This is a genomic window from Arsenophonus endosymbiont of Aphis craccivora (assembly GCF_013460135.1).
Lineage (GTDB): Bacteria > Pseudomonadota > Gammaproteobacteria > Enterobacterales > Enterobacteriaceae > Arsenophonus > Arsenophonus nilaparvatae.
In genome coordinates this window covers 252742-276035 of the sequence record NZ_CP038155.1, presented here as the reverse complement: position 1 = coordinate 276035, position 23294 = coordinate 252742, and the positions used below count along the sequence as shown (strand labels likewise).

Genomic DNA, 23294 nt, shown 5'->3' with positions numbered 1-23294 from the left:
ATTTATATCTTCCTATTCAACAAAATATGTTAGTATTAGCAATTATTTAGTCATAAAAATAGCCAGGATCTAAAATATGGCAACCCATATATTAGCGATTGATACCGCCACTGAAGCGTGTTCTGTCGCACTATGGCGCGATGGAGAAATTTTTACTCAATTTGCCGTTTCACCGCGGGAGCACACCCAAAAAATATTACCGATGATAGAGCAGTGTCTTATTTATGCGCATTTGGATTTACAACATATCGATGTTTTAGCTTTTGGGCGTGGGCCAGGCAGTTTTACTGGCGTTCGTATTGCTGTCAGTATTGCTCAGGGATTGGCATTTTGGGCTAATTTACCGATGATAGGTATCTCTTCGCTGTTAACTATGGCACAAGGAGCTTATCGTCAATTAGGTGCAAAAAAAGTACTGGTAGCGATAGATGCCAGAATGGGCGAAATTTATTCTGCTTGTTATGAACTTAAACCAGATGGGTTTTGGCAAGGTGCAGAAAGTGAGTCAGTACTCAAGCTAGAGCAGTTTTTAGCCAAAATAAATGGCTTAACTGGACAATGGGCTATTGCCGGGACAGGTTGGTCAGCCTATCCTATATTAAGAGCTACAAATTTAAATTTATTGGAAAGTGGTATTTCTTTACCTGATGCGCAAGATATGTTGCTGTTAGCTCTACCAGAGTGGCAACAAGGTAAAACAGTTGACGCTGAAGAAGCCCAGCCGGTTTATTTACGTAATGAGGTTAGTTGGAAAAAATTACCCGGCCGTTGATACTTGTTTAAAATTATTATGCCGTTTTAAGGGGTGGTTTATGAAAATAAAGTTAAACTACCAGGCTGCCATAAAGGTTGCTCTGTTGGCTGGTGTTGTTTTATTAGCTGGCTGTGTTTCAATTCCAGCGTCAATTAAGGGAACGACACAAACACCGGTTGAAAGTTTATCAGCAGTGCGTGAGGCCCCTGAGCTTTATATTTGTCAAGATGGGCGCTTTGGCGGTAAGGTGATCTCTGTTTTAAACAACAATAACCAAACTCGGCTTGAAATAGCAGTGATGCCATTAAGTAAATATGACGCTGCGCCAAGGTTAAATACACCATCGGTAGGACGTATCTATGCTTATATTGGCCGTTTTTTGTAGCCATCAGATTTTAGCGGTCACTATATTACTGTCGTTGGGACAATTACTGGCATTGAAGAAGGCAAAATTGATTTAGTTTCCTACCAGTATGTCAAGATTGCTGTATCAGGTTATCAACGTTGAAATCAAATGCAATCAGTTGTATTACCACCTTCAGGTTGTGGATATGGATCGCTATGGTATCCAAACTATCCTAATTCGCCTTATTATTGGAATTGGGACCCTTGGGGTTATCCTGTTGGTGAGGCTGAAATACTAACTTATTTAACCGAATAATTATTAGTTTTATCAATCAATCAGGGTAAATATTTTGCCATATTTACCCTGATTGGTTTTTAGGTTGAGCAGATTTTGCGCTGCTAAAAGGTGCGGCGGTTATGCGCTAATATGATAAAAAGCATTGTTTTTTCGAAAAAAAGTCGAATGATATATAATTAATCTTATATATAATTATTACGCTAATTTTTATAGCTAACTGAAAATGAATCAAAATTTAGCAGTTGATAAGTTAGCTTAGTTTAAACTTATTCGAGATTTGAAATTAAATAGTGATACATATCTCAGCATTAGCACAGAACGGTGCTCAAACTAGTATGCTGAGTTAGTATTTTGTTAACAAATTAATTTTTGTCGGTTACTTCACTTAGTTTCAAATCAGGAGTGTTACAGTGGAAAAAATCTGGCTAAAAAATTATCCATCTGATGTACCGGCAGAAATAGGACCGGTATCTGAAACATCATTAGCAGACTTACTAGAAAATGCGGTTACAGCATATGCTGATCGTCCAGCTTTCATTAATATGGATGAAATAATGACCTATCGTAAGCTGGAAGAGCGTAGTCGAGCGTTTGCGGCCTATTTACAAAATAGCTTAGGTCTGCAAAAAGGCGCTCGTATTGCGCTGATGCTACCTAATTTATTACAGTATCCGGTTGCACTGTTTGGTATTTTACGTGCAGGTATGGTTGTCGTTAATGTTAATCCGCTTTATACCCCAAGAGAATTAGAACATCAACTTAGTGATAGTGAGGCTATTGCGATTGTTATCGTATCAAATTTTGCCCATACATTAGAAAAAATCGTTTTTAATACCCAAGTTAAACATGTTATTCTGAGAAGTTTAGGCGATCAACTGTCTCGGCCAAAAGGGACGATTGTTGATTTTGTTGTTAAATATATAAAACGTCTGGTACCTAAATATTATTTGCCACAAGCGATCTCTTTTCGTAGTGTTATGCAATTAGGCGATCGTATGCAATATGTGAAACCTGATCTTTCTGGCGAAGATTTGGCTTTTCTCCAGTATACCGGCGGAACCACTGGCTCAGCAAAAGGCGCAATGCTTAGCCATTATAATATGTTGGCAAATGTTGAGCAGGGCAGAGCTACTTATTTGCCTGCCATGCAGTTAGGTAAAGAAATTATTGTGACGGCGTTGCCGCTGTATCATATTTTTGCTTTGACAGTAAATTGTTTGTTATTTGTTAAAATTGGCGGTACTAATTTGCTGATCACTAATCCGCGGGATGTTGCCGCAACGGTTAAAGAACTTGCGCGTTATTCTTTTACTGGCATTACAGGTGTTAATACATTATTTAATGCCTGGTTGCATAATGAAGAATTTAGAAAACTTGATTTTTCCCATTTGAATGTTTCTATTGGCGGTGGTATGCCGGTACAAAAAACAGTAGCGGAAGAGTGGCAACAACTGACGGGCAAGTGTTTACTGGAGGGCTATGGTTTAACTGAGTGTTCGCCATTAGTGACGGTTAACCCATACAATTTAAGTAAATATAATGGTAGCATTGGGTCGCCTATGCCTTCAACTGAAGTCAAGTTTATTGATAATAGTGGTAATGAAGTTCCAATTGGCCAGCCCGGTGAGATGTTGGTACGTGGTCCTCAAGTCATGAATGGTTATTGGCGCTCTCCTGCTATGACCGACGAAGTGATGAAAGATGGTTGGTTAGCGACCGGTGATATTGCCAAGATCGATGAAAAAGGATTTATTAAAATTGTTGATCGCAAAAAAGATATGATTTTAGTTTCTGGTTTTAATGTATACCCGAGTGAAATTGAAGAAGTTATCTCTAATCATCCCAAAGTCATTGAAAATGCAGCAATTGGTGTGGCAGATGAAAATACTGGTGAAGCGGTCAAAGTCTTTGCGGTATCGACGTATCCTGCTTTGACTGCTGAAGAATTAAAAATCTATTGCCGTCAATATTTGACTGCCTATAAAGTGCCTAAGTTTTTTGAGTTTCGCTCTGAGTTACCTAAATCGAATGTAGGTAAAATTTTACGACGACAATTAAGAGAAGAAGAGCAGAAAAAATATCTGACAGCGACAGAAAATCATCAAGTAACACAAACATTAGATAGTAAATTTTGATAAACAGCATCGCTAAAATGGCGGCCAAGAGCGATGTTGTTAAAAATAAATCACAAAGAGAAAGACGTTTTGAATTATCAGTTGATTACCACAGATGCTCAACTTAAGCAAGTTTGTCAAGCAGCAGCGAAGGCTAACAAAATAGCTTTAGATACAGAATTTGTACGAGTAAAAACTTATTATCTACCGTTTGGTCTTATTCAGCTATATGACGGTGAGCAACTGTCATTAATTGATCCTATTGCCATTACTAATATGGAGCCGTTTAGAAATTTATTAACAGATGGCAAAGTGACTAAAATCTTGCATGCTGGTAGTGAAGATATAGAAGTATTTTTACATCATTTGGCTTGTGTTCCACAGCCGATGTTAGATACCCAGATTATGGCAGCATTTCTTGGTTATCCCATTTCTAGCGGGTTTGCAAGCTTAGTGAATGAATATTTAACGATTACGTTAGATAAGAGTGAATCACGAACAGACTGGCTTATTCGGCCGTTGAGTGAGAAACAGTGTCAAGATGCGGCCACTGATGTGTTTTTTTTATTACCTTTAGCCGAAAAACTACTGTCGTTGATTAATCAATTAGGCTATTTACCGGCGGTAACCGATGAATGCCAGCGGATTTTGTTACGTCGACAAGAGATATTATCACCCGCAGATGCATATAAAAGTATTAAAAATAGTTGGCAATTGCGGGCTCAACAAGCTTGCCTGTCTTAAACAATTAGCAGCCTGGCGTCTTAATCAGGCTCGACGGCGTGATTTAGCGGTCAATTTTATTGTTAGAGAAGAAGATCTATGGAAAATAGCGCGTTATTTGCCTAATTCCTTGACACAACTGCATACTCTTGGTTTAACTGGGCAGGAGATCCGCTGCCATGGTCAGGATGTGTTGCAAATTGTCGCAAACTGTTGTGATATTGAGGAAAATGCCTGTCCACATACGCTTTATCATCTTATCAATCATCCTCAATATCGAGAGGCATTTAAGGCGGTTAAAACTTTAACTAAACAAATTGGTGAACAAGCAGAGTTGAATTCAGAGTTATTAGCTTCTAGACGTCAGATTAATCAACTGCTAGCGTTCCATTGGGGGTTGAAAACATCAGACTATAAGCCCGACTTGTTGGCTGGCTGGCGTGGTCAATTATTAAGTGTTACTTTAAAGCGATTATTGGAATTATATTGTTAGCTGATTTATTTTTAAAATGTATTTTTTGTTATCTTTTTATTAATTGAACTAATTCATTGATTTGTAATAAATCTTTGAATTAGTTTTTCTGAGGTATAGTGTAATTAATTTAAAGCTGTATCTTGAGACATGATATTAAAAATATCTTTTCTTTCTTGGTTTCTCTTTCTATTAATTTAAATAAGTTATTTTTTATAAAAATATAAATAATTATATTATATTATATTATATTATATTATATTATATTATATTATATTATATTATATTATATTATATTATATTATATTATATTATATTATATTATATTATATTATATTATATCCAGGTTATTACGAGGCTGGAATGAAAACAACCCTGATATTTATAATGGCGATGGCTTTGTTGAATAAATCGAACTTTTAGGTGATTGGCGGAGCTGATCGCTAAATTCGTTTCAACATCAGGTCCCCATGGCAAAGCAAAAGTTTAAAATTACCAACTGGCCCGCGTACAACAAGGCACTCAGACAACGCGGTTCCCTGACGGTCTGGCTTGATGAGTCGGCCATCGCTGGATGGACTGACAGTTCTTCGCCTGAAGGTCGTGGCCGGCCGCTTTACTACAGCGATATGGCTGTTACCACTGTCCTGATGATGAAGCGTGTGTTTAACCTGTCGCTACGGGCATTACAGGGCTTCGTTGATTCGATTTTTAAACTCATGTCTTTGCCGCTGTGCTGTCCGGACTACTCGCTGGTCAGCAGACGAGCAAAGAGCGTCAACATCAGCATAAAAACGCCAACGCGTGGTGAAATCTCGCATCTGGTCATCGACAGTACCGGTCTGAAGGTCTTTGGCGAAGGTGAATGGAAAGTCAGGCAGCATGGGGCTGACAGACGAAGAGTGTGGCGCAAGCTTCATCTGGCAGCAGACAGTGTGACTCATGAGATTATCTGTGCCGACTTATCGCTCAGCGGAACGACAGATGCGCAGGCACTGCCGGGCCTGATTAACCAAACCCACCGGAAAATCAGGGAAGTGTCAGCAGACGGTGCTTATGACGCCTGTTACTGCCACGACGCGTTGCTAAGAAAGAAAATCAGGCCCCTTATCCCGCCGCGAAGCGGAGCGAAATACTGGCCGGACAAGTACCATGAACGTAACCATGCGGTGGCGAATCAGCGTCTGAGCAGGAGTAATGATATGTGGAAAAAGAAAGTGGGTTATCACCGGCGTTCAGTGGCAGAAACAGCGATGTTCCGCATAAAAACTTTGCTGGGTGGCCATCTGAGCCTGCGTGACTATGAGGCTCAGGTAGGTGAAGCAATGGCAATGGTCAAAGCGCTGAACCGTATGACGTTGTTGGGTATGCCACACAGCGTCAGGATCGGATAACAGCTGTAGCAGAGGGAGCCATCCTGGCGGCTAATTCTGATTTATTCAACAAAGCCGATTACATCGAGTTGATTTCAATAAAGGTAAAATTCTTGCCCTATTTCCGAATGATGGATTAAGCTAGCTATGATAATGATTATAAATTAAAAATAGAGACCATTTCCCTTTAAAAGCAGCAAATGATAAACCGAATATACTATTCGCAAAGTTGGCTAAACGACATGGTGAAAAATTATGTCAAAAACTGCGAGATGATGGTTATGAAAAAACAACCCGGCAAAAAGTGGAGGAGTTTTTCTTAAGCCTGATTCCATTCTATACCTGTATTACTGAGGTCCAAAAAGGCAATACTAATAAGGCGATCGAAGCCGGTTTATTCGATATCTTAAGTTTTGTACCGTTTGCTGGCAAAAGTGCTCAAGTAGCTCGTCGGTTGGGTATTGCTGCTAGTGAAGCCGCTATTGATGCACTACGGATTGCGCTAAGACATGCGATGATTGCTGAGGCTTTAAAATAAGGCGGAAAACAGCTCATCAAATTTGGTCTACCTCATATAATGCAAAGTGTACCAAGAAAAGCTTATGTTGATGTAGGTGTAGCGTTTATCCGTTCAGCTGATCCTGGATTTGAACTGTTAGCAACTAGAGGATTAAAAGGTCTCAATAACCTAAAAAATGCCGCTATAAATGTAAAACAGAAAATTAGCGGTTTAACTCCGTTGGTAGAAGCGTTAGATAAGCAAGCTAAAGCGTTATCTATTGCACCAGTTGAGTCTTTCTATACTGAACGCGCTTTTCGCCCTGATCTGGCAAAAGTCGTTCAGGTAGTTAACATAGGCCAGGAACGCGGAAAAGATATTTGGGTACAAGTGGATCCTACAACCGGTGCTCTTTTTGGTCGAAAATATCTACGAGATGCTGCCGGTAACCTGGAGTTAGCCCCGGTTTTAATACGAGAACGTCTTTATCGGTTAAAAACCCATGGTATGGGTGGAAAAGGTTCTAATGCAGCCGCCAAAAATTTATCTTCTCAATCCGATACAGTTTCAACTCAATTAGAAAAAATATCGCTTAAGCAATTGGACAAATTAAGAGCAAACTGACTAATGCTAACTTATCCGCAGCAAATTTTAGTAATAGCGAAATGATTGATGCTGAATTAAGTGGCGCTAAGCTTAATGATGCCAAAATCCTTCATGCTAACATGCACGGAGCTAATCTGGCAGGGGCTGACCTGACAAAAGCGAATTTAACCGGTACTAATATAATCAATGGCAATCTCAGTAATGCTAACTTATTAGCAGCTAATCTAACCGGGTCTGAACTACAAAATGCTAACTTGTTAGAAGCCAATTTAACATAAGTTAACCTGACAAATGCTGACTTATTTGTCGTAAATCTGGCAGGTGCCAAGCTGATAGAAGCTAACTGTTTAGACGCTAGTCTGATAAGTGCTGATTTAAGAGGCGCTAATCTAACCAATAGCGATCTCACTAATACAGACTTAGAAGGTGCTAATCTAACCGATGCCAATCTGACCAAGGTTAACTTAAATGAAGCTAATCTGACAGAAGCTAACTTGACAAATGCTAACTTGCAATTAGCTAATTTAACCGATGCTAACTTGATAAATGTCAACCTTACAGGTACTAACTTAGCTGGAACTGATTTTAGTGGCGCTTTATTGCGTAGAATTAATTTTAGGGATGCTAATTTAGCTGATGCTAATTTGGCGGGAGTAGATATTATAGCTGTTGATTTTTCTGGCGCACTCTTAAACAGCACTCTTACAATTAATCCATTTATTGAATGGAATGACGAGACCTTGGATTTGATACTTAATCATTTTCATAATCTAGAAGGTAGTTTATTAACCAGTATCGATAGCATAGATGATAGATATAGTGAATTAAAAACTAAACTGGCTTTGCAACTTATTCATTCTCTTGACCGTCCTGGCATTAATTTTCTTCAGGTCAGGTTACCATTAATAGAGGTTTTGGGCAGACCTCTTTTTATCAACAATCAAGAAATTAACCATTTTGTTAATAAACTGATAGAAAATTGTCTAACCGACTCTTCCTTGGGACTACTGAATAACTTTAAATCACACCCTCAACTAATTAAGCCCTTTTTCAATTATTTCGCCCAACATCCGCATTTGCTAGCCTCAGTCCACGTTAATAGTTCTTTTATTCAAACCATAATAGCGGCCAGAATGGCTGGAATAAATGTGGTAGAAAATTTGGCAATTAATGAACTATATGAAAAATATTTAAAACTACCTGAAATTCAGCAACAACTGCAACACCCAGAAAGTAAATACACTTTTGGTGATTCTGAAGGCAATGCAAACTGGGCAGACAAACATGCAATGAATGATCTCTTATTATCACCAAAAAAGCCAGGCAGAGTATTATTGGTTGCTGAAAATTTGTTTATTAATATGCTGCACCCTGATTTGAATACAATATGGGATCATATTGTTCTTTTTCAGGATGGCAACTGTTTGAGTCCGACTGAATACAATCTGAGTCGATGTTACAAAGAAGATTTTCCACTTTTTGCCGCGTCTTTTATTAATAGTGAAAATCAGACAACGTTTAATAAATTAATTGAGGCCTTATATTTAAATGACCAATATAAACAATTTTTCCTTGAGGCTATACAATCCAATGCTTATAACACAAAGCTGATAGATAGCTCTGCTCAACAGGAGTTAACTAAAATTTTTTCTCGTCTGCTTGATTTTCAACAGGGCTACACTTTGAAAAAGCAAAATTATGACCAGATCCTCAACTTATACAATTTCACAGCAAGTACAGATAGAGAAAAAGCCGAGCATCTATTCGCGTTATCTGCCGTTTTTACTCATTATTCATCCATTGCTATTTTTGGAACCGAGTCAGAATCACCGCTAATGCTTAGGTATTATGCATGCGCTTTAATGGAAAAAGCTCACAATCTGGATCAAACACTGATTGATCAGGAGAGATTCAATGATTGGAAAAATCGACTACTAGGAATAGGAACAGAGAACATTTTCACTTGTACTGCGGTTTTATCTAACATAATGACTAAATATGCTTCAGAGCACTGTAATTATGTTTTGCAAAAGATCCAGCCATTGGCCTGGCTCTACAAGATACTATTTTATTAATGAAGAGTAATTAAATTTATGCAGGATGGTATGTCTTATTTGGTCTTAGCTGCTAGAAAATGCCATCCTGTGTTTTTATTAATCTGTCATCCTCAATGTTTACAAATGTGGTAGTGGGTTAATGCGGCAATAAAGCTGACTAATCAGAACGTACAAGCATTGGCAATAGTCATTACAAGAAAAAATGCCAAATCTGTAAAGTTATTTAAAAATGTATTTGGCAAAGATTAAGTAGAGAGCATATGTTAGTCATACTGACTTAGATGGTTTGGTTAAACTTTATTATCAAGCTGCCTCAGCTAATTCTGCAGTGAATACCATAAACAATAATTACTACCCATTTGTTCAAAAAATGTGGATGAATTAGATAAAAATTTATTCTCTAAAATTGATAAGTTAGTAAAGATAAAAAAGCGACTAATGCTGATGCGTTTGCTAAGTTTATGATGGAATTTATTTCTTTAACTAATACTTCTTATGTTTTGTTGGATAAGTTTGTGGGAGTAAGTCTGGATGCAGTAAAATCATTAAATCAATATTCAATCGAGAATGATTTCAAAAAATAATCGAAATTGTCAGTTTCAATCACCGTGCTAGCAATGTGGTGCCCGGAGGCGGAATCGAACCACCGACACGAGGATTTTCAATCCTCTGCTCTACCGACTGAGCTATCCGGGCAACAGGGCGTATTAAACCTGATTATGATATTTTCGTCAATTAAAATTATTGCAATAAGCTTTCTTATGCTTGTTTTTTCAACAACTTAACAACTGGTATATAAAAAGTGTTCGAAGCTTTTTTGCCGATTAGAAATGGTACCCTTTATTATAAGGGTACCAACTTAACTAAGTAAAAAGGCTGTTAACGATAATTTTTCTGCGCATTATTTACTTTAATAAGATAATTACGTGATTGCGCAGCCGGATGTTTAGTCACTAATGCGTGGTAAACATCACCAGGTGGCATTTGGTTAATAATCTGTGCTGCCAGCTTTTTATCGTTATGGAATACTCTTAATACACTACCGGCTCCGCCATTATAGGCAGTGATGATCGCATAGCGGCGCGAGGTAGCATTAGTGATTTCACCTAAATAAGTGTTTTGTAGCAATGATAAATAGGCGGTTCCCAGATCAATATTATTGGCAGGATCAAATAAATAATTGCGACTTGGTATGCCTGATTTTCCTTGGGCACGAAAAACGTCTTTGCCAGCAGTGTTTGGCATAATTTGCATTACACCTAAAGCATCAGAGCGACTGACTGCGTAAGGATTAAAACTAGACTCTATTTGCATAATTGCCAAGATCAACGATTGATCAACACCATATTTTGCCGCTGCCTGGCGGATATATGGTAAATACTTATGAGCACGTTTATCCAGGTGATTTGGCACTAATTGGATAGTAATTGACCAGATGACGTGCAATCCTGACTGACGTCGCTGTAATTTATTTTCTAATAGATAGTCGGCAAATTTTGTTGCTCGCCATTCCCAGCGGATCGGTTGATTCGTATGATCAAGTACTTGTCCATATAAAAATGGCTCTTTACTGATAGCAATATTATTAATATCAGAGTAGAGATCAATGGAGCCTGGATCATCGCCCATCAATAGAGTAGTAACAATGGCTTTTTTTAAGTATTCCTTTGGCTCTACGCCAGCGATGGTTTCAAGTGTGATGCTGCCGCTGTCAAAATTAATATGGCTACGGGTTTGGTATTGATCGGTATATTTGACATAATCTTTTGGCCCAGCAATCAGCACTTCCTGAATTCTCCAAATATTCTCAATATTGTGAGCAAATTGCTGAACTAAAATATCAAATCCATTGGTATCTTTGATGTATTCAGGATGAAATGAGAACTCTTTTTTACTAGAGCAAGCCAGCAAAAGTTGGACAATGATCAGAGGGAGCAGCAGCTTTTTCATATCATTCACAGTTTGTCAGATAAAAAACCATCAGAATGGAAAAAATTCTGATGGGGTTAACAATTATTTTTCAGGCGGGGTATAGCCTTCACTATGAATTTCTTGCCCCTCAAACAGAAATTTTACCATCTCTTGCTCTAATAGCTTTCGGTCTTCAGGATTCATCGTGCTAAGTTTTTTTTCATTGATCAGCATGGTTTGTTTGCTCATCCATTGTCCCCAGGCTTCTTTAGATATTTGATTAAAAATCCGCTTACCTATTTCACCAGGATAAAGCTGAAAATCCAAACCTTCAGCTTCACGTTGTAAAAAAGTACAAAAAATAGTTCTACTCATTAAGTGGCTCCTCAGAACGGTAAAGTTAATATCTAAATTGTTTAAGTAAGTTTTCAACCGGTGCTGCTAAGCCAATTTTTATATCTTGCTGTAAGTTATACCAAAGTCCTTGTGTTTCATCCATACAAGCAGAAAACGGATTAATAGTGACATAAATAGGTATAACATCTAAATGAAAGTGGCTAAAGGTATGACGAAATGTAATTAATTGCTCAATTTTGTTATATACAATACCGGAATTATTAAGCCACTCGTTTAGTGCATCAAGCGTATCAAATTGTGGAAAAATATATAAGCCTCCACAAATACCAGAAGGAGGACGCTTTTCCCGCCAAATTGAATTTTCATATTGTAGAATCAAAAACCAGCCACATTTGGTGGGAATTTGCTGTTTAGGTTTTTTGGCTGGAAAATTTTGCCAGCTGTGGTTCATAAAAGCATAGCAACCTTTTTGTAACGGGCAGAGTTCGCATTTAGGTTTACTACGACTACAGATCATAGCACCGATATCCATCATCGCCTGATTAAAATATTGAGCATCATTAGCAGGAGTTAACAGAGTACTGAGAGCCCATAGTTGGTTTTCAACTTCTTTTGTACCGGGCCAACCATCAATTCCATAATAACGAGTAAGCACGCGTTTTACATTACCATCCAGGATAGGCAAATGTTGGTTTTGGGATAACGATAAAATAGCGCCAGCAGTGGAGCGTCCGATGCCTGGAAGTGAAATAACTGGTTCGAATTTATTGGGGAAATGGCCATCATATTTAGCCACAATTTGTTGTGCTGCTTTATGCAAATTGCGGGCTCTGGCATAGTAACCGAGGCCTGTCCATAGGTGTAAGATTTCATCTTGCGGGGGCTTTGTTGAATAAATCAGAATTAGCCGCCAGGATGGCTCCCTCTGCTACACCTGTTATCCGATCCTGACGCTGTGTGGCATACCCAACAACGTCATACGGTTCAGCGCTTTGACCATCGCCATTGCTTCACCTACCTGAGCCTCATAGTCACGCAGCCTCAGATGGCCACCCAGCAAAGTTTTTATGCGGAACATCGCTGTTTCTGCCACTGAACGCCGGTGATAACCCACTTTCTTTTTCCACATATCATTACTCCTGCTCAGACGCTGATTCGCCACCGCATGGTTACGTTCATGGTACTTGTCCGGCCAGTATTTCGCTCCGCTTCGCGGCGGGATAAGGGGCCTGATTTTCTTTCTTAGCAACGCGTCTTGGCAGTAACAGGCGTCATAAGCACCGTCTGCTGACACTTCCCTGATTTTCCGGTGGGTTTGGTTAATCAGGCCCGGCAGTGCTCGCGCATCTGTCGTTCCGCTGAGCGATAAGTCGGCACAGATAATCTCATGAGTCACACTGTCTGCTGCCAGATGAAGCTTGCGCCACACTCTTCGTCTGTCAGCCCCATGCTGCCTGACTTTCCTTTCACCTTCGCCAAAGACCTTCAGACCGGTACTGTCGATGACCAGATGCGAGATTTCACCACGCGGTGGCGTTTTTATGCTGATGTTGACGCTCTTTGCTAGTCTGCTGACCAGCGAGTAGTCCGGACAGCACAGCGGCAAAGACATGAGTTTAAAAATCGAATCAACGAAGCCCTGTAATGCCCGGAGCGACAGGTTAAACACACGCTTCATCATCAGGACAGTGGTAACAGCCATATCGCTGTAGTAAAGCGGCCGGCCACGACCTTCAGGCGAAGAACTGTCAGTCCATCCAGCGATGGCCGACTCATCAAGCCAGACCGTCAGGGAACCGCGTTGTCTGAGTGCCTTGTTGTACGCGGGCCAGTTGGTAATTTTAAACTTTTGCTTTGACATGGGGACCTGATGTTGAAACGAATTTAGCGATCAGCTCCGCCAATCACCTAAAAGTTCGATTTATTCAACAAAGCCGTCATTATACTAAGTAAAAATACATAACTGGCCTAAATTGACCTAATTAAATAATAGGATCTATTCTGTCACATTCCATATTTTTTTCTTATGTAAAAAATGTTATTTTTAATAAAATTCATTAACACATAATAATCTATCTTTCATGTAGCTATCACTATCTTAATTTATCCTCTTCTATCACTATCTTAATTTATCCTCTTAAAGGTATAATTTCTCTAATTTAAGCCGAAATCAGCGAGAAACAATGATGACAAACAAAAATTATAATTATCACCAGACAAAATTTGTCACAAGCGCACCTGATATTCGCCATTTACCAAACGATCATGGTATAGAAATTGCCTTCGCTGGACGTTCTAACGCCGGTAAATCCAGTGCATTAAATGCACTTACCCAACAAAAAAATCTAGCCCGTACCAGTAAAAAACCTGGCAGAACACAGCTAATCAATTTGTTCGAAGTTGCAGAGGGTATTAGGCTGGTTGATTTACCTGGCTACGGCTATGCGGAAGTCCCTGAATCAATTAAACGCCAATGGCAACAAGCATTAAGTGAATATTTACAAAAAAGAACATGTTTAAAAGGATTGATAATATTAATGGACATTCGTCATCCATTAAAATATATGGATATACAAATGATTGAATGGTCTGTAGCAATGAATATCACGATATTAGTATTGCTAACCAAAGCAGACAAACTAGTACCCAATAAACAAAAAGCTCAAATCATAGCAGTACGTAATAGATTAAAAACAGTGGCGGGTAATATACAAGTTGAAACCTTTTCTTCATTGAAAAAAATAGGTATCGATAAATTACAACTTAAATTAGATGAATGGTTCAATGAGCAACATGCTGAGCATAATTAGTCTACATGATGGATAATTAGAGGGCTTTATCTATCACTACTGTCACATTTTCTTAAAAACAAATAAAAAAATGCTCCAGTCAATTATTTGACTAGAGCAGCTTAATAATTAGCTTATCTTATTACATAAAATAATAGATTTTAAAAATAGAACATCTTACCTCTGTACCCTACGTCAATTACTTTACTTTATTTCGCGAATAAAAAAAGTTTTTTGTTATTTTTTTCGATTGAATTTAAGTCATAAAATAACTTTATGTAATAAAAACTAATTACTTGATAACTTTGGCACATAATTAGCAAAAACTATATATTTTTAGTGATAAAAACTGCCTAGTTTACTAAAACATTTTGGTCGATCATCCTAACAAAAGTAAGTTATTACCTACTACGTTATTTTGTCTCGAATAAAATAAGTTAGTTTACTTAAAATTCTTATCGACAATTAGCATAAATGCGGCTTTGTTGAATAAATCGAACTTTTAGGTGATTGGCGGAGCTGATCGCTAAATTCGTTTCAACATCAGGTCCCCATGGCAAAGCAAAAGTTTAAAATTACCAACTGGCCCGCGTACAACAAGGCACTCAGACAACGCGGTTCCCTGACGGTCTGGCTTGATGAGTCGGCCATCGCTGGATGGACTGACAGTTCTTCGCCTGAAGGTCGTGGCCGGCCGCTTTACTACAGCGATATGGCTGTTACCACTGTCCTGATGATGAAGCGTGTGTTTAACCTGTCGCTCCGGGCATTACAGGGCTTCGTTGATTCGATTTTTAAACTCATGTCTTTGCCGCTGTGCTGTCCGGACTACTCGCTGGTCAGCAGACGAGCAAAGAGCGTCAACATCAGCATAAAAACGCCAACGCGTGGTGAAATCTCGCATCTGGTCATCGACAGTACCGGTCTGAAGGTCTTTGGCGAAGGTGAATGGAAAGTCAGGCAGCATGGGGCTGACAGACGAAGAGTGTGGCGCAAGCTTCATCTGGCAGCAGACAGTGTGACTCATGAGATTATCTGTGCCGACTTATCGCTCAGCGGAACGACAGATGCGCAGGCACTGCCGGGCCTGATTAACCAAACCCACCGGAAAATCAGGCCCTTTATCCCGCCGCGAAGCGGAGCGAAATACTGGCCGGACAAGTACCATGAACGTAACCATGCGGTGGCGAATCAGCGTCTGAGCAGGAGTAATGATATGTGGAAAAAGAAAGTGGGTTATCACCGGCGTTCAGTGGTAGAAACAGCGATGTTCCGCATAAAAACTTTGCTGGGTGGCCATCTGAGGCTGCGTGACTATGAGGCTCAGGTAGGTGAAGCAATGGCGATGGTCAAAGCGCTGAACCGTATGACGTTGTTGGGTATGCCACACAGCGTCAGGATCGGATAACAGGTGTAGCAGAGGGAGCCATCCTGTCGGCTAATTCTGATTTATTCAACAAAGCCCATAAATGCCGCTTTTTCTTTTTAATGTGCTTCATCCCAATTATCACCAATACCAATATCAACTTTTAGTGGAACGGTTAATTGCATACTGTGTTCCATTAACTGACGGATTTTTTGTTGTGACCGCTCAACAGCAGACTCTTTTACTTCAAAAACTAATTCATCGTGTACTTGCATCAACATATAGAGATCAGGCTTTACCGTTTCAATCCATGTATCTAATGTGATCATCGCTTTTTTTATAATATCTGCTGCCGTTCCTTGCATTGGTGCATTAATGGCTTCACGTTCAGATGCTTTACGTCGAATTGCATTGCGGGAATTAATATCGGGCAAATAGAGTCGGCGTCCTGCCAGCGTTTCGACATAACCTTGCTCCGCAGCTTGTTTGCGGGTACGTTCCATATAACTTAAAACACCAGGATAGCGCTCAAAATAACGATCCATATAATGCTGTGCCTGGCCACGAGTAATTCCTAACTGACGGGACAGTCCAAAAGCGCTCATACCATAAATTAAACCAAAATTAATTGCTTTTGCGCTACGGCGCTGCTCACTAGTCACATAGGTCAACAATACCCCACAAACCTCTGCCGCTGTTGCTCTATGAATATCTTGTCCTTCGGCAAAAGCATCAAGCAATCCTTTATCCTGCGAAAGATGGGCCATAATACGCAATTCAATTTGTGAATAATCTGCGGCTACAATTTTATAACCTTCACAAGCGATAAACGCTTGACGGATCCTTCGCCCTTCCTCAGTCCTAACTGGAATATTTTGTAAATTAGGATCACGGGAAGAGAGTCTACCAGTCGCTGCTACTGCCTGATGATAGGAAGTATGTACCCGTTTCGTTTTTGGATGGATCATCATGGGTAGTTTATCGGTATAAGTCGATTTCAATTTTGATAAGCTACGGTGTTGCAGAATAATTTTTGGCAGCTCATGACTAAAGGCCAGCTCTTCTAGAACTTCCTCATTAGTGGAGGGTGCACCACTAGGGGTTTTCTTCACCACTGGCAGTTGAAGTTTTTCAAACAAAATAGCTTGTAATTGTTTAGGTGATGCCAAATTAAATTCTTGTTCAGCGATAGCATAAGCTTCTTTTTCAATTTCCATTAATCGGCTTGCTATCTCCTGAGATTGCTTAGCCAGCTTATTTGCATCGATAAGCACCCCAACCCGCTCCATACGGGCTAATACCGGTACTAACGGCATTTCTATCTGTTGAAAAACTTCTTTTAATTTAGGTTCTGCCTCAAGTTGAGGCGAAAGCGTTTGGTGTAATAATAATGTGACGTCGACATCTTCGGCTGCATAAGTTGACGCTTGCTCAAGTGGGATTTGATTGAATGTTAACTGATTTTTTCCTTTGCCGGCAATCTCTTCAAAAGTTATAGTTTTATGATTGAGATGCCGTTGCGCCAAACTATCCATATCATGACGACCAAGTCCGGCAACACTATTTAATATATAAGATTCCAGCATTGTATCAAAGGCCATATTCTTTAATTCAATATCATAATTGGCCATCACGCTGTAATCGAATTTTAAATTCTGACCAATCTTTTGAATATTTTGGTCAATTAATACCGGTTTTATCGCCGCTAACACCTCATCTAAAGGTAATTGTTGTGGCGCATCAAGATAATCATGCCCCAGCGGAAGATAAGCAGCTTTACCTTCTTCAATGGCAAAACAGAGCCCAACCAAATTTATCGATAGTGTATCAAGGCCGTCAGTTTCAGTATCAAAGGCAAAACGCTTTGCCGATTGCAATTTTTCAACCCATTGCATCAAATCATCTTTGGTCAATATCGTTTGATAATGCTCTGTTGATAGTACGGCTGAAGGCTCTTTAGCTAAAGAAATATCGCTATTGTTATCAGAAATAGTGGTTGCAGATTTAGCTGTTTTTTTCGTTAGCCAACTACCATTTTGTAAATCAGCTAACCAACGCTTAAATTCGTAATGACTAAAAAGCGCATGTAATTTTTCAATATCAGGCGCCTGCATAACCAGTCCATCATAATCTGTAGTTAAATCAACATTAGTCTTAATTGTGGCTAATTTATAAGATAACAAAGCAATGTCTTTATGTTGTGCCATTTTTTCTGCTAATGTTTTCGAACCACGAAACCCTAACGGAGCAATTGCAGACAAATCATTATAAATCGTTGCCAGATCGCCAATTCCTTGCAATAAAGCTAATGCCGTTTTTTCTCCTACACCTGGTACACCAGGAATATTATCGGATGAATCTCCCATCAACGCGAGAAAATCAAGCATCAACTCAGGTGGCACACCATATTTATCAATAACCTCTGTTGGCCCTAAGATAGTGTTTGTCATGGTATTAATGAGTGTTATATCAGATGTCACTAATTGAGCCATGTCTTTATCTCCTGTACTGATTAGTACAGGCAATCCTTTCTTACTCGCCTGTAAAGCTAATGTCCCTATTACATCATCAGCTTCAACACCAGCAACAACCAATAAAGGAAGCCCCATGGCAGCAACCATTTCATGTAGCGGCGCTATCTGTGCACGCAAATCATCGGGCATTGGTGGTCGTTGAGATTTATATTGCTCAAATAATTCATCCCGAAAAGTTTTTCCTTTAGCATCAAATACTACCGCAATATGACTCGGCTGATATTGCATAATTAAACTACGCAACATGTTAAGAACACCATACATAGCACCGGTTGGCTCCCCTGCACTGTTGGTTAATGGGGGAAAAGCATGATATGCACGGTAAAGGTAAGAGGAGCCATCAACTAGGATAAATGGGTTTTCTGCAATTTGAGCCATAGTCTTTTTCATCATCAAAATAATTAATAGTGATAGAATGCCCCACTCATGCGAGAGAGACGAATTTTGCCTGAATTTATTTTCAATTTGTCACTTTTCCACCGCTTATAGCACTAGAACATCCTGTGGATAAACTTGTGTGTAAATCTTCTTATTATACTATATTCAATAGTTAAACAGATTTAACTTAGAAAACAATATTAAATGATAATCAAGACGTTACGGATAAAAATAATATCGCGCTGCTATTTTTGCCGGTTAACATTTTTTTGTGGATATTACAGAATAATATGCCAAAAAATAGGAAAAATCCGCTGTTGTACCAATATGTTAAACCGTTGGTACAACATGGCGCTATTAAAAAAGGTGGAAAAAAGGCTTACTTATTTACTAATTAAAAAGTGAACAACATCAGAATAAGCTTTAGCATAATTATTGACATCTTCAATCGTGATGCCATTGTTACGTATCATATATTTACCATTAACAAAAATAGCCGGCACACCACGTAATTGAAACTCTTCCACTGCTTGCTGTTGTTTTACAACCAACGATTTAACGACAAAACTATTTAGCGCTGCATCATATTCCTCACTTTTGACGCCAGCTTTAATGAACACAGCTTGAATATCAGCAGGGGTATTTATCGATTCTGTCTTTTGGATCCCTTCAAACAACAATGGTGACACTTTATCTTCAAACTTCAACACCATTGCTACCGTCCAAGCTTTTGTTAATTCAGCGCCTAATGGCCCCAAAAAATCAACATGGTAGCGTTCCATTTTAATGTCTTTAGGTAAATTTTTTGCTACGGTTTGGGATACATGATAGATGGATTCAAATTGATAACAGTGTGGACAGTAAAAAGAAAAAAACTCTACGACGCGAGGTGCATTTTGTACTGCTTTTTCTATTTTGATAAATTCAGTACCCTCCGCGTAATTTGCGGCAGAAACACCATAAGACAGTACTAACCCTATTAAAGCTAACCAAAATTTATTCATATTACTCATTCTCCAAAAATATTTTCCATTTATTAATATATTAAACCGGGTTGCAAAGGCGGCTCATTTAGCGCATTGATCTGTTCAGAAAAAAGTAACTGCTGTTTACGCTAAAAATCATACTCAATCATCCAAGGAAAAACTCGCGGAAAAGCCGGATCTTCCCAACGCCGAACAATCTATGATAAATAATGAATCATTCGCATGGCTCGTCAAGGCTCAATCAGTGTCAACTGTTCATTATCAAAATGCGTATACTCAGTATAAGCTTCTAATAATATTTCAAGTTGAATTCGTTGTTCCCGACGTTCGCCGTTTAAAAGCATCCATAAATCTTGTACTGCTGGGCCATTACGAGCATCATCAAAGTCGACAATAAAAGGGCCATCTCGCCACAAAATATTACCAGGATGACAATCACCCTGTAAGCGAAGATAACTATGCGGTTGCGACCAACGCTTTTTTACTTCAACAATAAGCTCATCAAGGACAAAGAGAAAATTTTGTTTTAATTTACCGGGTAGTAAAGGAGTATTCGCTAGAATGTTACGAGGAGTAATTAAATATTCATCAATTCCAATAGTTGGCCTGGTAGAAAAATGGTGCTGATATCCTATTTGATGAATGCGCCCAATTAATCGACCTACCTCTTCCAACTGTAACAAGTTATCAGGCTCATATTGCCGTCCCCCAACACTCGGAAAAACTGCGTATAAAAAACCTAGATACTCCAATACAGTTTGCCCGGCGAAAAATAGAGGAGCAATAACCGATAAACCAGCTTCATACAAAGACAACATAAAATCGTGTTCTTCTTGGATCTGAGTCCGATTCCAACGCGTTGGTCGATAAAATTTCACAACGTAACGTTTATGCTGTTCATCTAGAAACTGGTAAACTCGATTTTCATAACTATTCAACTCGATTATCCCTGAATCAGGGTATAATCCAACTTCTATTAACGCATCATGAATTAAATCGAGGGTAATCGTTTTGAAATGAAAAGCACTGTGCTGTGTCACTTTATTATCTCTATCAGGTTACTCTTTAATGATGCCCTGAGCGCGTAAAAGCGCTGTTTTGAAATCGTCTTGGTGATCGATCTTTTTGCAAACCAGGTATCGCGGCTTCCGTTGGAGAGTTACGCATTTTTAAATGATAAATCAAAGTATCGTCAGTCAAATCGCATAAATCCCCTTTAAAACCAGCTTCATCAGCTAATTTTCGCAATAATTGCGCCAAATTTAATTCTGGATATTCCTGCCATAAGGGTTGCAGCAGTTCAATAACTTCGTTTAACCGATGATATTTCCTTTTTCAATACCTTACTAACAAATTATTTATACAAATTACCAAGGATTATCTGCTAGAGAAAGCGTTACTTTGTCAGTTAACATAAAAATTATTTTTTTATTAGTTACTATTATGTATTGAGTTAAAATATCAACTATCTAATAGATAAACATATTTATAATAAATCAACTTAACAAATTTAATTTTGATCATATCGCGGCTTTGTTGAATAAATCGAACTTTTAGGTGATTGGCGGAGCTGATCGCTAAATTCGTTTCAACATCAGGTCCCCATGTCAAAGCAAAAGTTTAAAATTACCAACTGGCCCGCGTACAACAAGGCACTCAGACAACGCGGTTCCCTGACGGTCTGGCTTGATGAGTCGGCCATCGCTGGATGGACTGACAGTTCTTCGCCTGAAGGTCGTGGCCGGCCGCTTTACTACAGCGATATGGCTGTTACCACTGTCCTGATGATGAAGCGTGTGTTTAACCTGTCGCTCCGGGCATTACAGGGCTTCGTTGATTCGATTTTTAAACTCATGTCTTTGCCGCTGTGCTGTCCGGACTACTCGCTGGTCAGCAGACGAGCAAAGAGCGTCAACATCAGCATAAAAACGCCAACGCGTGGTGAAATCTCGCATCTGGTCATCGACAGTACCGGTCTGAAGGTCTTTGGCGAAGGTGAATGGAAAGTCAGGCAGCATGGGGCTGACAGACGAAGAGTGTGGCGCAAACTTCATCTGGCAGCAGACAGTGTGAATCATGAGATTATCTGTGCCGACTTATCGCTCAGCGGAACGACAGATGCGCAGGCACTGCCGGGCCTGATTAACCAAACCCACCGGAAAATCACGGAAGTGTCAGCAGACGGTGCTTATGACGCCTGTTACTGCCACGATGCGTTGCTAAGAAAGAAAATCAGGCCCCTTATCCCGCCGCGAAGCGGAGCGAAATACTGGCCGGACAAGTACCATGAACGTAACCATGCGGTGGCGAATCAGCGTCTGAGCAGGAGTAATGATATGTGGAAAAAGAAAGTGGGTTATCACCGGCGTTCAGTGGCAGAAACAGCGATGTTCCGCATAAAAACTTTGCTGGGTGGCCATCTGAGGCTGCGTGACTATGAGGCTCAGGTAGGTGAAGCAATGGCGATGGTCAAAGCGCTGAACCGTATGACGTTGTTGGGTATGCCACACAGCGTCAGGATCGGATAACAGCTGTAGCAGAGGGAGCCATCCTGGCGGCTAATTCTGATTTATTCAACAAAGCCGAATTTATAATGATAACATTGGTCAAAAATCAGATAAGCTTATAAACAAACAATTCAAGAGTGACTGCAGCAAGTGGATAAACAATTTAAAAAAATTCTGATCATTAAAATGCGATTTCATGGAGATATGTTGCTGACAACACCTGTTATTAGCACGCTCAAAAAAAATTATCCAGCCGCTAAAATTGATATTCTTCTCTATCAAGATACAATACCAATTTTGTCTGAAAATAGAGAAATTCATGCACTTTATGGCATTAAAAACAAAAAAAATAACACAATAGCCAAATTAGTTAACTTTATTTTATTAATCAATAAATGACGCAAAAATCATTATGATTTAATTATAAATTTAGCTGATCAATGGATTGTACCTTTTTTGGTAAGATGTATCCCTGCCAAGATAAAAATTTCTCACCAATTCAACTATAGAAATACAAACTATTGGTCTGAAAGTTTTACACATATGGTTAAACCAACGGGAAAATATGTTGTTGAACAAAATCTCTCTATATTAAAACCACTTCAACTTAATACTTGGTATTCCAGTACAACAATGACTTATCAACCAAACGATTAGGAAAAAATTAATCACCGATTAATATCTCTAGGGGTACATAGTAGTTATGTTGTTATCCAACCAAAAGCTAGACAAAAATTTAAGTGCTGGGATGATGAAAAATTTGCTGAGGTGATTGATAATCTACAATCTAGAGGATACCAGGTGATACTAACATCAGGTCCCAGTACAGATGATCTCAGCTGTGTGGCTAATATTGCACAACAATGTCGTCAATCACCCATTACCGAATTTGCAGGAAAAACAACATTTCCAGAATTAGGTGCTCTAATTAGCCATGCCGCCTTCTTCATCGGTGTAGATTCAGCACCAATGCATATTGCAGCCGCATTAGAAACCCCTATTATTTGCTTGTTCGGTGCGACAGATCATCAATATTGGAAACCATGGAGTAAAAACGTTATTCAAATTTGGGCTGGTAATTATGAAAAAATGCCAGAACGACACGAACGTGATCGTAATAAAAAGTATTTATCAATAATTCCAGTTAAAGATGTTATTACCGCTACAAAAAAAATGTTACCAATGGATATACAAACCATAAAATCTGAGATAGAGATATAATCCG

Annotated in this window: 17 protein-coding genes, 1 tRNA gene and 7 pseudogenes; 14 read left to right on the top strand and 11 right to left on the bottom strand. The window is 39.1% G+C overall.

The window, feature by feature from the left end; translation table 11 throughout:
• Window positions 1-76: 76 nt before the first annotated feature.
• The 4 genes and pseudogenes from tsaB (at window position 77) to rnd (ending at window position 4727) form a co-directional block, all read left to right on the top strand.
• Complete coding sequence (gene tsaB / locus E3U36_RS01400) at window positions 77-772, top strand: tRNA (adenosine(37)-N6)-threonylcarbamoyltransferase complex dimerization subunit type 1 TsaB (protein ID WP_180816853.1); 696 nt, start codon at window positions 77-79, stop codon at window positions 770-772.
• Window positions 738-1262, top strand: a pseudogene (locus E3U36_RS01395) (Slp family lipoprotein). The gene tsaB and the pseudogene E3U36_RS01395 overlap by 35 nt, the downstream one beginning before the upstream one ends.
• A gap of 545 nt (window positions 1263-1807) precedes the next feature.
• Window positions 1808-3532 (top strand): long-chain-fatty-acid--CoA ligase FadD, encoded by a 1725-nt coding sequence (fadD, locus tag E3U36_RS01390; RefSeq protein WP_180816852.1) that lies wholly within the window; start codon window positions 1808-1810, stop codon window positions 3530-3532.
• 69 nt (window positions 3533-3601) lie between these two features.
• Window positions 3602-4727 (top strand): annotated as a pseudogene (gene rnd, locus E3U36_RS01385) (ribonuclease D).
• 315 nt (window positions 4728-5042) lie between these two features.
• Here the strand turns inward: rnd and E3U36_RS01380 are convergent.
• The gene (locus tag E3U36_RS01380; protein WP_180816851.1) at window positions 5043-5183 is read right to left on the bottom strand and encodes a hypothetical protein; all 141 of its coding nucleotides are present in this window, start codon (window positions 5181-5183) and stop codon (window positions 5043-5045) included.
• Between E3U36_RS01380 and E3U36_RS01375 the strand changes: the two genes are divergently transcribed.
• The 6 genes and pseudogenes from E3U36_RS01375 to E3U36_RS01355 all read left to right on the top strand — a co-directional run bounded on the left by E3U36_RS01375 (window position 5177) and on the right by E3U36_RS01355 (window position 9259).
• Window positions 5177-6100, top strand: a complete 924-nt coding sequence (locus E3U36_RS01375; protein ID WP_180815966.1) for an IS5 family transposase — start codon at window positions 5177-5179, stop codon at window positions 6098-6100. The two genes, E3U36_RS01380 and E3U36_RS01375, sit on opposite strands and share 7 nt — an antisense overlap.
• A gap of 208 nt (window positions 6101-6308) precedes the next feature.
• Window positions 6309-6617, top strand: a complete 309-nt coding sequence (locus tag E3U36_RS01370; RefSeq protein WP_180816850.1) for a hypothetical protein — start codon at window positions 6309-6311, stop codon at window positions 6615-6617.
• A gap of 39 nt (window positions 6618-6656) precedes the next feature.
• Window positions 6657-7202 (top strand): hypothetical protein, encoded by a 546-nt coding sequence (locus tag E3U36_RS01365; protein WP_180816849.1) that lies wholly within the window; start codon window positions 6657-6659, stop codon window positions 7200-7202.
• A pseudogene (locus tag E3U36_RS13125) lies at window positions 7178-7243 on the top strand (hypothetical protein); the annotation flags it as partial. The gene E3U36_RS01365 and the pseudogene E3U36_RS13125, both read left to right, overlap by 25 nt.
• Window positions 7244-7462 carry a pentapeptide repeat-containing protein gene (locus tag E3U36_RS01360; protein WP_238337484.1) on the top strand — a complete coding sequence of 73 codons (219 nt, stop codon included), beginning with the start codon at window positions 7244-7246 and terminating at the stop codon, window positions 7460-7462.
• 6 nt (window positions 7463-7468) lie between these two features.
• Entirely contained in the window at window positions 7469-9259 is a 1791-nt protein-coding gene (locus tag E3U36_RS01355) for a pentapeptide repeat-containing protein (RefSeq protein ID WP_255479096.1), read from the top strand.
• A gap of 602 nt (window positions 9260-9861) precedes the next feature.
• Here the strand turns inward: E3U36_RS01355 and E3U36_RS01350 are convergent.
• The 5 genes and pseudogenes from E3U36_RS01350 to E3U36_RS01330 form a co-directional block, all read right to left on the bottom strand.
• Window positions 9862-9937: transfer RNA gene (locus E3U36_RS01350), tRNA-Phe, on the bottom strand.
• 183 nt (window positions 9938-10120) lie between these two features.
• Window positions 10121-11191, bottom strand: coding sequence for a membrane-bound lytic murein transglycosylase MltC (gene mltC / locus E3U36_RS01345; protein WP_180816847.1), 1071 nt, complete (start codon window positions 11189-11191; stop codon window positions 10121-10123).
• A gap of 63 nt (window positions 11192-11254) precedes the next feature.
• Window positions 11255-11527: an oxidative damage protection protein gene (locus E3U36_RS01340; RefSeq protein WP_180816846.1), complete on the bottom strand. Its 273-nt coding sequence runs from the start codon at window positions 11525-11527 to the stop codon at window positions 11255-11257.
• A 25-nt stretch (window positions 11528-11552) separates the two neighbouring features.
• Window positions 11553-12389 (bottom strand): annotated as a pseudogene (gene mutY, locus E3U36_RS01335) (A/G-specific adenine glycosylase); the annotation flags it as partial.
• Between the two features lie 57 nt (window positions 12390-12446).
• Window positions 12447-13370: an IS5 family transposase gene (locus E3U36_RS01330; protein WP_180816845.1), complete on the bottom strand. Its 924-nt coding sequence runs from the start codon at window positions 13368-13370 to the stop codon at window positions 12447-12449.
• Between the two features lie 325 nt (window positions 13371-13695).
• Between E3U36_RS01330 and yihA the strand changes: the two genes are divergently transcribed.
• A complete protein-coding gene (yihA, locus tag E3U36_RS01325) occupies window positions 13696-14319 on the top strand; it encodes a ribosome biogenesis GTP-binding protein YihA/YsxC (protein ID WP_180816844.1) in 624 nt (207 codons plus the stop codon).
• Between the two features lie 532 nt (window positions 14320-14851).
• Window positions 14852-15706 carry an IS5 family transposase gene (locus E3U36_RS01320; RefSeq protein WP_180816843.1) on the top strand — a complete coding sequence of 285 codons (855 nt, stop codon included), beginning with the start codon at window positions 14852-14854 and terminating at the stop codon, window positions 15704-15706.
• Between the two features lie 77 nt (window positions 15707-15783).
• Here E3U36_RS01320 and polA read toward each other — a convergent pair whose 3' ends face one another.
• The 5 genes and pseudogenes from polA to E3U36_RS01295 form a co-directional block, all read right to left on the bottom strand.
• The gene (gene polA, locus E3U36_RS01315; RefSeq protein WP_180816842.1) at window positions 15784-18576 is read right to left on the bottom strand and encodes a DNA polymerase I; all 2793 of its coding nucleotides are present in this window, start codon (window positions 18574-18576) and stop codon (window positions 15784-15786) included.
• A gap of 383 nt (window positions 18577-18959) precedes the next feature.
• Entirely contained in the window at window positions 18960-19580 is a 621-nt protein-coding gene (dsbA, locus tag E3U36_RS01310; RefSeq protein WP_180817488.1) for a thiol:disulfide interchange protein DsbA, read from the bottom strand.
• Window positions 19581-19612: 32 nt separating this feature from the next.
• Window positions 19613-20602 (bottom strand): annotated as a pseudogene (locus E3U36_RS01305) (serine/threonine protein kinase).
• 18 nt (window positions 20603-20620) lie between these two features.
• Window positions 20621-20867 (bottom strand): annotated as a pseudogene (locus E3U36_RS01300) (DUF1040 family protein).
• 156 nt (window positions 20868-21023) lie between these two features.
• Entirely contained in the window at window positions 21024-21173 is a 150-nt protein-coding gene (locus E3U36_RS01295) for a hypothetical protein (RefSeq protein WP_180816841.1), read from the bottom strand.
• On the opposite strand from E3U36_RS01295, the gene E3U36_RS01290 reads away from it, so the two are divergent.
• The gene (locus E3U36_RS01290) at window positions 21167-22090 is read left to right on the top strand and encodes an IS5 family transposase (protein WP_180816840.1); all 924 of its coding nucleotides are present in this window, start codon (window positions 21167-21169) and stop codon (window positions 22088-22090) included. The two genes, E3U36_RS01295 and E3U36_RS01290, sit on opposite strands and share 7 nt — an antisense overlap.
• Before the next feature lie 129 nt (window positions 22091-22219).
• Window positions 22220-23290: pseudogene (gene rfaQ / locus E3U36_RS01285) on the top strand (lipopolysaccharide core heptosyltransferase RfaQ).
• Window positions 23291-23294 lie beyond the last annotated feature (4 nt).